This is a genomic window from Acinetobacter sp. LipI_19, assembly GCF_058242925.1.
Genome location: NZ_JBZAYK010000001.1, coordinates 3,437,347 through 3,450,503, shown reverse-complemented (window position 1 = coordinate 3,450,503; position 13,157 = coordinate 3,437,347). Strand labels below are relative to the sequence as shown.

The 13,157-nt window shown below is 38.0% G+C and carries 13 protein-coding genes; 7 read left to right on the top strand and 6 right to left on the bottom strand.

Going from position 1 to position 13,157, the window contains the following annotated elements:
* Positions 1-31: 31 nt before the first annotated feature.
* Positions 32-1,690 (top strand): acyl-CoA dehydrogenase family protein, encoded by a 1,659-nt coding sequence (locus AC4CVF_RS16580; RefSeq protein ID WP_490789723.1) that lies wholly within the window; start codon positions 32-34, stop codon positions 1,688-1,690.
* A gap of 212 nt (positions 1,691-1,902) precedes the next feature.
* Here the strand turns inward: AC4CVF_RS16580 and AC4CVF_RS16575 are convergent, their stop codons facing one another.
* Both AC4CVF_RS16575 and AC4CVF_RS16570 read right to left on the bottom strand, forming a co-directional pair.
* A complete protein-coding gene (locus tag AC4CVF_RS16575) occupies positions 1,903-2,097 on the bottom strand; it encodes a hypothetical protein (protein ID WP_004718119.1) in 195 nt (64 codons plus the stop codon).
* Positions 2,098-2,527: 430 nt separating this feature from the next.
* Positions 2,528-3,553, bottom strand: a complete 1,026-nt coding sequence (locus AC4CVF_RS16570) for an OmpA family protein (protein WP_490789722.1) — start codon at positions 3,551-3,553, stop codon at positions 2,528-2,530.
* Between the two features lie 327 nt (positions 3,554-3,880).
* Here AC4CVF_RS16570 and AC4CVF_RS16565 point away from each other — a divergent pair, with 327 nt between their 5' ends.
* Positions 3,881-4,069: a DUF7230 family protein gene (locus AC4CVF_RS16565; protein ID WP_004718115.1), complete on the top strand. Its 189-nt coding sequence runs from the start codon at positions 3,881-3,883 to the stop codon at positions 4,067-4,069.
* A gap of 31 nt (positions 4,070-4,100) precedes the next feature.
* On the opposite strand, the gene ptsP is transcribed toward AC4CVF_RS16565, so the two are convergent.
* Both ptsP and AC4CVF_RS16555 read right to left on the bottom strand, forming a co-directional pair.
* Positions 4,101-6,395, bottom strand: a complete 2,295-nt coding sequence (gene ptsP / locus AC4CVF_RS16560; protein WP_336952206.1) for a phosphoenolpyruvate--protein phosphotransferase — start codon at positions 6,393-6,395, stop codon at positions 4,101-4,103.
* A gap of 77 nt (positions 6,396-6,472) precedes the next feature.
* The gene (locus AC4CVF_RS16555; protein ID WP_336952205.1) at positions 6,473-6,976 is read right to left on the bottom strand and encodes an RNA pyrophosphohydrolase; all 504 of its coding nucleotides are present in this window, start codon (positions 6,974-6,976) and stop codon (positions 6,473-6,475) included.
* Between the two features lie 184 nt (positions 6,977-7,160).
* Between AC4CVF_RS16555 and AC4CVF_RS16550 the strand changes: the two genes are divergently transcribed.
* Together AC4CVF_RS16550 and AC4CVF_RS16545 are read left to right on the top strand one after the other, a co-directional pair.
* Positions 7,161-7,811 (top strand): HAD family hydrolase, encoded by a 651-nt coding sequence (locus AC4CVF_RS16550; RefSeq protein ID WP_419327047.1) that lies wholly within the window; start codon positions 7,161-7,163, stop codon positions 7,809-7,811.
* A 177-nt stretch (positions 7,812-7,988) separates the two neighbouring features.
* Complete coding sequence (locus AC4CVF_RS16545; protein ID WP_483770383.1) at positions 7,989-8,231, top strand: DUF2789 domain-containing protein; 243 nt, start codon at positions 7,989-7,991, stop codon at positions 8,229-8,231.
* A gap of 109 nt (positions 8,232-8,340) precedes the next feature.
* On the opposite strand, the gene AC4CVF_RS16540 is transcribed toward AC4CVF_RS16545, so the two are convergent.
* Positions 8,341-9,198, bottom strand: a complete 858-nt coding sequence (locus AC4CVF_RS16540) for a LysR family transcriptional regulator (RefSeq protein WP_004718104.1) — start codon at positions 9,196-9,198, stop codon at positions 8,341-8,343.
* A 433-nt stretch (positions 9,199-9,631) separates the two neighbouring features.
* On the opposite strand from AC4CVF_RS16540, the gene AC4CVF_RS16535 reads away from it, so the two are divergent.
* On the top strand, positions 9,632-10,255 hold the full coding sequence (locus AC4CVF_RS16535; protein WP_490789721.1) for a glycine-rich domain-containing protein: 624 nt from the start codon (positions 9,632-9,634) through the stop codon (positions 10,253-10,255).
* 28 nt (positions 10,256-10,283) lie between these two features.
* On the opposite strand, the gene AC4CVF_RS16530 is transcribed toward AC4CVF_RS16535, so the two are convergent.
* A complete protein-coding gene (locus tag AC4CVF_RS16530) occupies positions 10,284-10,526 on the bottom strand; it encodes a DUF2061 domain-containing protein (protein ID WP_490789720.1) in 243 nt (80 codons plus the stop codon).
* 440 nt (positions 10,527-10,966) lie between these two features.
* On the opposite strand from AC4CVF_RS16530, the gene leuC reads away from it, so the two are divergent.
* A complete protein-coding gene (gene leuC, locus AC4CVF_RS16525; protein WP_336952583.1) occupies positions 10,967-12,415 on the top strand; it encodes a 3-isopropylmalate dehydratase large subunit in 1,449 nt (482 codons plus the stop codon).
* A gap of 21 nt (positions 12,416-12,436) precedes the next feature.
* On the top strand, positions 12,437-13,087 hold the full coding sequence (leuD, locus tag AC4CVF_RS16520; protein WP_419358929.1) for a 3-isopropylmalate dehydratase small subunit: 651 nt from the start codon (positions 12,437-12,439) through the stop codon (positions 13,085-13,087).
* Positions 13,088-13,157: the final 70 nt, after the last annotated feature.

Below are 13,157 nucleotides of genomic sequence, written 5' to 3'. Positions count from 1 at the left end.
ATTGGTAAAAACAACAAGACAGGAATTCAGGATGAACACAGCAGAGAATTGGCAAACACATGAAATCAGCAATCAGTTTGACGAACTGCAAAACTATAATTTATTGACTACAGATCAAGTCTTACAAGAAATTTTGCAACGTTATGGCAGTCAGGATCAGCAATGCCTAACTGAGTTTTCAAAGATTGCGGGTTCTACTGAATATTATGAATATGCCGATTTGGCCAATCGACATACTCCTGAATTACATAGTTTTGATGCTCGTGGTCGCCGTAAAGATTTTCTAGAGTTTCATCCTGCATGGCATAAATGGATGCGGCTAAATCGACAATTTGACACACACGCACATCCATTTAATCATCCACAATCAAGTTCAAAATGGGTCGATTGGGCGGCTCGATTTTTCCTGAGTGGACAAGTCGAGTGTGGCAATCTATGCCCTAATTCTATGACGCTAGGTAGTATTCCCTTAATTCAAAATGAACCTGAGTTGTGGGCAAAAGTTGGTGAAAAGCTCTTATCGACTGAATACGATGAACGTGACATTCCGATTTCTCAGAAAAAATCAATTTGGTTAGGTATGGGGATGACGGAAAAGCAGGGCGGGTCAGATGTGCGCGCCAATGAAACACGGGCTGTTCCTGTAGCTGAGTCAGGACGTGGGCAAGCATATCTACTGACAGGACATAAATGGTTCTTTTCCGCACCAATGTGTGACGCACATTTAGTCGTGGCAAAAACTGAACAAGATGGATTGGCCTGCTTTTTTGTACCACGTTGGCTAGAAGATGGGACAAAAAATCCGGTTCAAGTACAACGACTCAAAGATAAAGTGGGTAATCGCAGTAATTCAAGCTCAGAAGTTGAATTTAAAAATGCTTGGGGCATTATGATCGGTGAAGCTGGGCGCGGGATTCCCACGATTATTGAAATGGCAAACTATACACGTTTGACCTGTTCAGTCGGTTCAAGTGCGATGTTACGTCAGGCTTTGGTGCAATGTATTGCCTATACCCGTCAGCGTAAAGCCTTTGGTAAACATTTGGCGGAACAACCGTTGATGCAAGCGGTATTGGCGGATTTAGCTTTGGAAACAGAAGCAGCCATGCAATTGAGTTTTCATCTTGCGCATTGCTATGAGAGTGATGATGAATTATCTCTGGCATGGAGACGAATCATGACACCAGCAGCAAAGTTCTGGGTGTGTAAGCGTGCCGTGGAGTTGACAGGTGAGATGATGGAAGTCTTCGGTGGCAATGGTTATGTCGATACAGGAATCATGGCACGTATTTTTAAAGAAGCCCCTGTAAACACCATTTGGGAAGGCTCTGGTAATGTGATGTGCTTGGATGTATTACGTGCAATTCAACGTGACCGTGAATCAATTGAAGTCTTATTTAAATCATTTGCACAAGTTGCATCTCAAGATCCAATTTTACAAGATGAATTACAAGCTTTATTTAAATTATTTAATGGCTTACAAGTAGATGAATTGCAATTTATGGCACGTAGCTTAGTCAGTCGTTTGGTCATCTTGGCACAAGCTATTTTGCTGAAACAATATGCACCAGATTTTGTTGCGGATGCTTTTATTGCAACACGTTATAGTGCGTTTTATGGACGCGTGGTCGGAATGTTAGATGCACAAGCTGTGGATGTAAAACGTTTGTTAGATAGAGCTTTAGCTTAATCCCTTCGAAAACGCAAAAGCGGCATTATGTAAATAATGCCGCTTTTTTTAAGCCACTTTTATCAAAGTTCAAGCTTGGGATGTGTAATCGAAATTACTTTTGTTTTTTAAGCTTTTTTTTGAGCTTTTTCAATTTACCTTCGTGTTTGGAGATTTTTTCCAAACGTGCTTTGATTTTCTGTTTTAAAGATTTAACTTGCTTAGACATCATGTTACTCCTTAGTTTGAGTATCCGTTGGCTGATGTTTTTTGATAAAACTACGGATAAATTTTCTTAACTCACGCGCTGCACTGGTATCCATCGTTTCACAAAGTTGTAAAAACTGGTCACGCTCAGCACTGTTAATGCGAATTAAGAGTTGCCCATCTTTTTTATTCACCTTTGTCTTTTTGGGTAATTCAGCCATGACGTATTTATCCCCAAAGGTGATAATCCAAAAAATGTATATACAATATATATGCATTTTTTGGGTTTGGCAAATTTATATTGTTGAAAATATTTAATATTTATGTTTTTTATTGAAATTTGTTGTAATTAAGTTTTTATTTCAGTAAATAAGTTGTTGTTATGGCAGTTTTTATCTTTTAATAAAAATTTGTTTATGAGCGGAAGAATCAACAGTAGATTACAAGCGGATGCTTTTATTAAAACACCTTATAGTATGTTTTATGGATGAGTTGCTGAAATGTTAGATATGCAAGCTGTGCATGTAAAACGATTGCTAGATAGAGTTTTACTGAGGACATCGGGTATGTAGTGAGTGAGCTATTTTTAAAAGAAAACCCATTTATTTATAATGAGTTTTCTTTGTTCATTGAACTCAGCATTTCACAGAATTAATTAGATTTGATCAGCTCAACTCTACGATTTAAAGCTTTACCGTCTTCAGTTGAATTATTCGCAATAGGGTGTGTATCTCCCAAGCCTTTGGCTGTTAAACGGCTTTGTTGAATTCCAGTATTATTGGTTAAAGCTTTAACAACAGCATTTGCACGTTGTTCTGAAAGCGTTTGATTATGTTTGGTATTACCTGAATTATCTGTATGACCATTAATACTCAATTTGAGTTCAGGGTTGTTTTTTAGCAGTTGAATGACTTGTTCAATTTGGGGTTGAGAGTCAGGCAAAATATTCGCTTGATCCGTGGCAAAGTTAACCTCAATATTGACTTTATTGTCCTTATCCAAAGCTGTTTTGAGTTGGCCTGAATTTAATGCTTTAGCTGTAATTTCAACAGGTTTAGTTTCTGCGACGAATAGGCCAGCATGTCCATTCCCTGCCTGTGTCAATTGGAACCAAATATTTTTATTGGCTTGACGTATCACAAAGGTCTGTGTCGGGTTATTAAAAATATCTCCCAATCCTGCAACATAATCGACTTGGAATTTTTGTGGGATCTTTTCTAATTCTTGTTGAGGAATTTTACTCTGTGTAATTTGTTTGCCACCCAATTGCTGGATTACATTTTCCAAATTACGTTGCAATTCTAAAAAACTTCCTTCTTTATAATTTTCATTTTGTTGAATGGCTGCACTATATAATTGACCTTCAATATTTTCGATATGTTGACCTGTCCAAAATGGTATTTTCTCAAAATTTACGGTCGTTGCTTCGTGAAACTGATAACCATTTGGCAAAGAAATATATGGAAACTGACCAAGTGTAATATTTGAAATTGGAATCTTGGAGAGATCAAAAGTGTTCTCTGTAGATTCAGTTTTCGCAGTTTCAGATGGTACAGAACTCGCACTTGATTCAGTTGTTATGACTTCTGCTTTCTCAGGTTTACTACATGCGATTAAACCAAGTGTAGGAATAACCAATAATAGTAGAAAACTCGATAATTTCTTTTGATTGAACACATGATCCTCCAGTTCTAACTCATCACCCTATATTTTATTGAGCATATTTATATTCAAATTTCTTTAAATACTATAGATAACAATACTCATGAATTACATGAAGTTTTCAATCTGATTTGTAAAATTTTAATTAAATTAAAAATGATCTTTTGATGATTAAAATCAATTTGAGATAAGTCTGCAAATTTGCCTTGATGCAATAGTTAAAAAGAGTGCAATAGAAAATAGTCACAAACTTGATCAATACAAATACTTGTATTCTACACAAAAAAGCGTAATATCAGATTCCCACTGATCAAGTGGTATACAGCAAAATAGGTAAAGAAAATGGCAAAGAAAAAAGCAATGCCAGAGGTTGTGATTCACAACTTTGTGGCCAAACACATGCATGAAGTCAACAAAAGCCAAGTGTTTGTAGATCGTAAAAAGAATGCAAAACGGGGTTATGATAAACACAAAAAAGGTCGATATTCTGATGATTATCGGCCTTTTTTGTGGACTGCAATTTTTGCTTAAATAATTATAAAAATCTAATAAAAATAAATAATTAAATATTGACCAAACGATTCGATTTCACCATATCGGCCAAACCATGATGCTTAAAGTAATACTCCATCCAGCTCTTGACCATGAGTGGGTTATTCATCGCTATTACTTCTTCTAATAACTTTTGTGCATCTGTCATTGATACATGACAAATCGCTTTACGCACACGCAAAATATTACTTGAACTCATCGACAAGGTATTGAATCCCATTGCCATAAGTAAAATGGCTGAGAGTGGGTCACCCGCCATTTCTCCACAAATACTGATTGGTTTTTCATACTTATGACATTCTTGAACCAACCGTGTTAAAGCACGGAGTACAGAAGGATGGAAGTGTGAATAAACACTAGATACGCGTGGATTATTACGATCAACTGCCAATAAATATTGTATTAAGTCATTTGAACCGACTGAGAAGAAATCGACCAATTCAGCAAATTCACCAATTTGTAAAAGTACACTCGGTACTTCAACCATAATGCCGATTTTAGGTTTGGCAAATTTAACTTGTTCTTCTTCCTGAACTGCAATCCAGTCACGTTCCAGTAAGTAAAGTGCTTCTTCTACTTCACTGACACTGGTAACCATTGGCAATAAAATATGCAGATTGTTTAAGCCGATACTGGCTTTTAACATTGCTCGGATTTGTGAGGAAAAGATTTCAGGGTGATCAAGGGTAAAACGAATGCCACGCCATCCCAACGCTGAATTTTCTTCTTCAATTTGGAAATATGGTAGGTCTTTATCCGCACCAATATCAAGTGTACGCATCACCACAGGTTTGTTGGCAAAGTGACTGAGCTGTTGACGATAGATCGCACGCTGTTCTTCTTCGCCTGGGAAACGTTCACGCAGCATAAATGGAATTTCAGAACGATAAAGCCCTACACCTTTTGCACCACGTTGAACTCCGCGTACCACATCAATCATGAGACCGGTATTTACATACAGCTTTACTGCAACACCATCAGGGGTAATGGCATCTTTGGTTTCATATTGCTTTAAATCTTTGGCAATTTGTTCTTCTTCTTTTTGGATCTCTTTATAACGTGTACGTAAACGACGTGGTGGATTGACAAAAACCCGACCTTGATAAGCATCGACAATCATTTCGACATCATCAAGCGTATTTACCGGCAGTTCAGTAACACCCACGACAGTTGGAATACCAAGCGCGCGCGCGACAATCACCATGTGTGAGTTGGCAGCGCCTTCAGAGGTCACAATCGCAGCAATTTTATCTACAGGGAGCTCAACCAAAGCAGCCGTACTGATCTCATCTCCAATTAAAATACTTTCAGAGGTGATCTCTTTATGGCTGGTATCGCCTTCTTGTAACGCAGCTAGGATTCGGCGTCCAAGGTCTTTTAAATCAGATACACGTTCACGTAAATAGTCATCTTCCATTTGCGCAAAAAGCGCAACATGGCGTTCAATCACATTTTTAACTGCACCTTGTGCCCAGCTTCCATCTCGAATAATTTCTTTAATTTCAGCAGGTAAGGCATTTTCATCCAACATACGTAAGAACACGCTAAATAAAGCACGTTCCTCCGCCATGAGCGAATCTTGCATTTTGTCATCAAGCGATTGAATTTCATTGCGTACAGACGCAATGGCTTGGTCTAAAAGCTTAAGTTCTTCACTGATATCATCGGCATCACGGTCTGGTACCGAAGCTAAATCTGCCGGAGGGTAAAGGATGATGGCACGGCCAAGTGCAATACCGCCTGCACCAGATGAACCTTGGAAGGTCTTGTAGTTAGATGAATTGCTGGGTTTTCGGAAAACATCAATATTACCCACTGCATGTGCATGGGCAATTACCCCAGAGAGTTGCGCACATAAGGTCACCAGAAATGATTCTGCTGCCTCGCTAAAATCTTGAGGTTCGGTGTTCTGAACCACCATCACGCCCATCACTTTGCGGCGATACATGACTGGAACACCAAGGAACGAGTTATAGATCTCTTCCCCTGTTTCGGGGAAGTAGGCAAACCGTTCATGTTTAAACGCATTGTCTAAGTTGACAATCTCTTCACGTTGTCCCACTAAACCAACCAAACCCTCGCCAAGTTGTAAGGAAACTGTCCCTACAGATTCTTGATTTAAGCCTTTGGTTGCCATGAGTACGTAACGCTGGTTACGTTCATCTAAAAGGTAAATAGAGCAAACATCAACATGCATGGCTTCGGAAACTTGATTGACCATGATTTCCAAGGAATCATGCAAACTGACTGACGCATTGATCTCTTGTACAATACGTCTTAATGTGTCCAGTTGCATGTTCGACATGGATGTATGCTCCTAATTTAAGCTATGTTTTAAAGCGACTTCATCAGTATTATTTATAACAGTACTACCTTGAAAAATCATTCATATTTTGAAGAAATTTCAGCTGTATATTTCGGCATTCGCATACATAACTCCATCATCGCTTTACGATATACATCTCGTTTAAAATTCACCACTTGTCCAAGCGGATACCAGTAACTAACCCATTGCCATTGATCAAACTCCGGCGGGTCAGAGAGATTCAACTGAATATGTTTCGTTGAAGCTGTGAGTTTCAGTAAAAACCATTTTTGCTTTTGTCCAATACAAATCGGATCGGAATCCGAGCGAATGTATCGAAGCGGCAAACGATAATGCAACCAGTCATCTGTCTGGGCAATAATTTGGACATGTTCGGGTAGGAGCCCAACTTCTTCTCGTAGTTCTCTAAATAGAGCTTGCTCAGGAGTCTCTCCAAACTGGATACCTCCTTGAGGAAATTGCCAAGCATTGTGTCCAATGCGTTTTGCCCATAAAACTTGTCCAATATCGTTTGCCAAAATGATCCCGACGTTGGGTCGGAAACCTTCTGAGTCGATCATTTGGCTACCTAAAATTTGTTAATTTCATTTGACTTTATATATGGGGACATACACTCTTTTGTCCAACTCGATAAAGTCAAAGTAATAATGTTTTAAAATTGCTATGATCTTAACGAATTTCTATCGACTAGCGGTGATAGATTTACAATTTTTTTCTTAAATTTCAGTTTAAACGAGTATTTTCATGGAATTGGCGCTGTTTGACTTAGATCACACCTTATTAAATACAGATTCTGACCATTCTTGGGGAGAGTTCTTAGTCAATGAAGGCTTGGTCGATCCAGTCCGACATCGTGTGATGAATGATCAGTTTTATGAAGATTATAAAGCAGGTAAGCTTGATCCAATTGCTTATAATGAATTTGTTTTTGAGTTTCTTACTCAACACGATAATACTTATTTAACTGAGTTACATCAGTTGTTTATGCAAAAAGTGATCCGCCCACAAATGCGTCCAGCTGGTTTTGCCGCGATTCAAAAACATAAAGATTTAGGACATGCGTTGGTTGGTATTACGGCAACCTCAGATTTTATTACAGCACCTATTTTCCGTGAATTTGGTATCAGCGAAATTATTGCGACCAATGCTGAAATAAAAGATGGGAGATACACAGGGAAAGTGATTAATGTCCCATGTTACCAAAAAGGTAAATTGGCACGTTTAGATCAATGGCTCGATGGACGTACTGTCACTGAATCATGGGCTTATTCAGATTCTATTAATGATCGTTTTTTATTGGAATATGCTGATCATGCGATTGCAGTAAATCCTGATGATCGTCTTGAGCACTTCGCCAAAGAACAGGGGTGGGATATCCAAGATTGGTCGATTTGAGATAGATTGATTATTGTGATTTAAAGCAGTGTTGATCACTTTTTTTTATAGGTTCATGGTTTTGTTAAAAATGCTAAGTTTTGTAAAAATTTTTATAAATGAAGATTTTGTACTTCATTTTCATTATAAAAATGCTATGTTGATTTGAGCACTTTTAAAACTGACGGAGATTATATAATGAGCCAGACACGTCCAAGAATGACCAATTTATTTGAACAACTCGGTTTGGATTCTAGCGAAGAGGCGATTCAAAGTTTTATTGCAAATCACCAGTTGGATGCAGATACATTAATTACAGACGCATCTTATTGGAGTGAGGGACAACGTCAGTTTCTTGCTGAAAAAATTAAATCTGATGGTGAATGGGCATTAGTGGTTGATCAGTTAAACGAGTCTCTACATGAGGACTCAGTAAAGTAAAAAATTGTGCAATGAAGATTTTATAAGGGAATAATTAGTAAGATCATTCCTGTGTAATATGTAAATCCCTTATCTTGAGTCACAAGATAAGGGATTTTTATTGCAGGGATTATTTCATCATCTCAATCAATTCCTGTACAGCTCTAGATTGTGTTCGCCCAGGATGCCAAACCATACCCAATTGGCGGTTCATTTCGAAACGAATATCAAGTTGTTGTAAGTCTTGATTTAATAAGGTTTTAGGTAAAACAGACCAGCCTAAACCAATTGAAACCAACATACGAATAGATTCAAGTGGATTATTGCTCATGGTGATTTTCGGCTTTAAACCTTTCTTTTCAAATTCTGCCAATGTGATTTGGCTGGTATAAGTCTGTGCTGCTGGCAATAAGCTTGGGTATTCAATCAGATCTTCAAGCTTAAGATTCTTTTTTTGTGCCAAAGGATGGAAGGGTGCAACCACGAAAACTAAAGGGTCATTCCAAATCGTGATATAACGCAAACGCTCATCACCTTGTGGCGGAAGGGTTAAAAATGCCAGTTCTAAATCCCCAGCGAGCACTTGTTCATGTGCTTGTTCAGAGTCCACAAAATGTACATCTAGTTTAACTTCAGGAAAGTGTTGTACATATTTTTTTAAATGTTGTGGTAAATGGTGTAAGCCAATATGGTGACTGGTGCCAATCTTGAGTTTTCCTCTAACTTCGCCTTGCTCATGACTTAAGGTATGGTGAATATCTCCCAACTCATTTAACCAGTTTTTTACTTTAGGTAATAATGAATGCGCTGCATGTGTGGCTTGGACTCCACGACCTGCGGACTCAAAAAGTTTGACGCCGAAATATTCTTCTAAGCTATGTATGCGTTTGGTGACAGCTGGCTGAGTAATAAACAGATGTTCTGCTGCCATAGAAATAGAACCAGTTTCCATAACTTTGACAAAAGCTTCAAAAGCAGCGAGATTCATAATATTTTCATCCATAAAGAATTTTTATGCGTAATTCATTATTTAGAAACTTTAAGAATTAATCAAAGTAATTTTCAATTTTTTTTATTTTGTACAAAGTGATTGCTTCCATTCACGCGTTGGAAAAATTTTAATACAACTTTTTGCTATACAATTTGAGCAAAGCTCATTTATAGTCTGCGGATAAAAACAACAAAAGGAAAGCTATTTGAATCAATCATCAAACACCGCCATTCACTATTTTCAACATTATACTAGATATACTTTCTCTAAAACTTGGCTTCAATTTTTTATCACGATACTCATATTTTCTGGTTTGGGTTTAATTTGTGTATATTTTTTTAATATCTATTTCCCCATCATTATCGTCGCTATTCTCAGCATAATTTGGTTGAAGCTTCGGTTAAATCGCTTAAGAAAAATGAGAGATTTGGTGAGTTTTAAAATCCCAAATAATATTTGGCTTGCTTTTAAACAAAGACATCCGAATATTCGACAATCTTACTATCCCTTGATTGAAGAAGGTTTTAAAGACTATTTGGCAATTCATTTGTGGCGTAAGGGAGCATATGCAATGCCTTCGCATTCAGTGGACGCGTTATGGCATATATTAATTGAAGAATTTGATGAGTTTTATCAGTCGATGACTCAACGTTTTTTAGGCTATAAACTGATTCATAAACCACATGCTTTACAAGCAACTGAATCACAACAAGCTGCTCAAAGACAGCAACTACTCAATACTTGGCAAGGCGCATGTTATTTACATCGTTTGAATCCACAAAGCACTCAAGTTTTACCGCGACTTTTTCAGGTTGATGCCTATATTCGCTGGCAGCAAGGCTTAATTTTTAGTTTACCTTTTATGATTACGATGTATAGCCAAATGATGAGTTCAGCCTCAGATCTTCCGCAGGCTTCTGCAACATCATCATGTTCTTCGAGCTCTTGTTCAAGTTCCTCAAGTGATTCGAGCCACTCTCATAGTACAGGCTCAGATTCTTCATCTTCTTCTTGTAGCAGTTGTAGCAGCTGCGGAGGAGGCGGTGGTGATTAGCATCTCCAGCCCCAGCAAAACATATAATCTAGATTTTGATTTCAGTACTTTGAGCGGCTTTTTGGTCTCGTTTATTCCAAGCCTTTTCATGGAAAAAGAATGCAAATGCTTGTACGGTCGGCTCAAGTAAGCTTAATGTCACAGCCATCCAAAAATTACCTATTACTGCATAAGCAACTAACATTGCTACGGTGATGTGCATAATGTAATAACTTAAGGTTTTTTTGAAAACACGTTGATTGTTTTGTAAGAAATTCTGGATACCCGCCATGAGATTCACCACTGATTTATCGATTAGTTAAATAATAATCATTATCAATTGTAATGTAAAAAGGTTTTTTTGATTAATATTGATTGGATAAAACGATATTCTATTCTTTATGTATTGCATAGCGATTGTTTCTATCTCATTTATCCATTTTTTTAAATGATGAACTTGCTTATTGTTTAGTTTACACCTCAACTTTGTTTGCTAATTTCTCGGTTTTTATTGTTGACTAACCGAATTCCTTTAAAATTATTGAAAATATATAATTGATTAAACAAAAGAGAAGTTGAATAATTTATGGATGTGATTACAGGTTATTTATTTTGATAAAATTAATTCCAAAAAGTTTTTAAATTAATAAAAATGATAAATTAGATTTATGTAAAAACGTGGTTATAATTGAGCTAATGAAAGAATTACCCAGTCCAGTGGAGCATTTCGACATGGCAGGCGAAAACCAAAAAGCAAAAACAGAATCAGTAAAAACTTTGTATGACAAATTGTGGGATGACCATCTTGTAACACAACGTGATGATGGCTCAGCATTACTTTATATCGACCGTCATTTATTGCATGAAGTGACTTCTCCACAAGCATTCGAAGGCTTACAACTTGCTGGGCGTAAACCTTGGCGTTTAAGTGCTAACGTTGCAACACCTGACCATAATGTTCCCACATCAACCAAAGAGCGCTCAGAAGGAATTGCTGGAATTGAAGATGATACTTCTCGTATCCAAGTTCAGACTTTAGATGATAATTGTAAAACCTTTAATGTGGTGCAGTTTGATATTAACGATGTTCGTCAAGGTATTGCACATGTCGTTGGGCCAGAACAGGGTTTAACTTTACCAGGTATGACGGTGGTATGTGGAGATTCGCATACAGCGACACATGGCGCATTTGGGTGTTTGGCACACGGGATTGGAACATCAGAAGTTGAACATGTATTGGCAACCCAATGTTTAGTACAGAAGAAAATGAAAAACATGTTGGTGCGTGTTGATGGGACATTAGGTCAAGGCGTCACTCCAAAAGACGTGGTTTTAGCAATTATTGGTAAAATCGGCACTGCTGGCGGTACAGGGCATGCAATTGAATTTGGAGGTCAGGTATTCCGTGATATGTCGATTGAAGGACGTATGACAGTTTGCAATATGGCAATCGAAGGCGGCGCGCGTGTGGGTATGGTTGCAGTAGATGATAAAACGATTGAGTACGTTAAAGATCGTCCTTATGCACCGACAGGCCAGCAGTGGGATGCAGCAGTTGCTTATTGGAATACTTTACATTCTGATGAGGATGCATACTTTGATACGATCGTCGTTTTAAATGGTGAAGAAATAGAACCGCAAGTGTCTTGGGGGACTTCTCCTGAGATGGTGATTCCTGTATCTCAAGCTGTTCCAACGTTGGAGCAGGCTAAAGATGATGTACAGCGTAATGATTGGACACGTGCTTATCAATATATGGGCTTAAATGCGGGTCAGGCGTTGGCTGATATTCAATTAGACCGAGTATTCATTGGTTCTTGTACCAACTCACGTATTGAAGATATTCGTGCTGCTGCAGAAGTGGCGAAAGGTAAAAAAGTAGCGTCAAGTATTAAACAGGCGATGGTTGTTCCTGGCTCTGGTTTAGTGAAACAACAAGCAGAAGCGGAAGGTTTAGATAAAATCTTGATCGAAGCTGGTTTTGAGTGGCGTGAGCCAGGTTGTTCAATGTGTTTGGCGATGAATGCTGACAAGTTACAACCAGGTGAACATTGTGCTTCAACTTCAAATCGTAACTTCGAAGGCCGCCAAGGCAATGGTGGACGTACTCACCTTGTGAGTCCAGCAATGGCAGCTGCGGCAGCAATTGCAGGACACTTTGTTGATGTACGTTCATTCTAATCAGGCTTAAGGAGCAAAGATATGAAAGCTTATACCGTTGAACAGGGTATTGTTGCACCTTTAGACCGTGCCAATGTAGATACCGACTTAATCATTCCAAAACAGTTTTTAAAATCAATTAAACGCACTGGTTTTGGGGATAACTTATTTGATGAATTACGTTATTTAGATGAAGGTTATCCGGGGCAAGACAATTCTAAACGTCCGAAGAATCCTGATTTTATTTTGAATCAGCCACGTTACCAAGCGGCATCTGTATTAATTTCTCGTGCCAATTTTGGTTGTGGTTCAAGTCGTGAACATGCGCCTTGGGCATTGGAAGAGTATGGTTTTCGTACAGTGATTGCACCAAGCTACGCGGATATCTTTTTCAATAACAGTTTTAAAAATGGTATGTTGCCAGTGATTTTGCCTGAACATGTTGTTGATCAATTATTTAAAGAATGTACTGCTCAGGAAGGCTATCAATTAACCATTGATTTAGAAGCTCAAGAAGTTCGTACTCCAAGTGGTGAAGCTTTTAAATTTGAAGTCGATCCATTCCGTAAACACTGTTTATTGAATGGCTTGGATGATATTGGTTTGACTTTACAGGCTGCGGATGAAATTCGTGCTTATGAAGAAAAAACTAAACAATCACGCCCTTGGGTATTTGCTGAAATTCAAGGTTAATTTTCAGCGAACATTTTACACATAGCGTGAATGCCTAACTCTTGCTAACATGCGAGTATAACAAAATGAA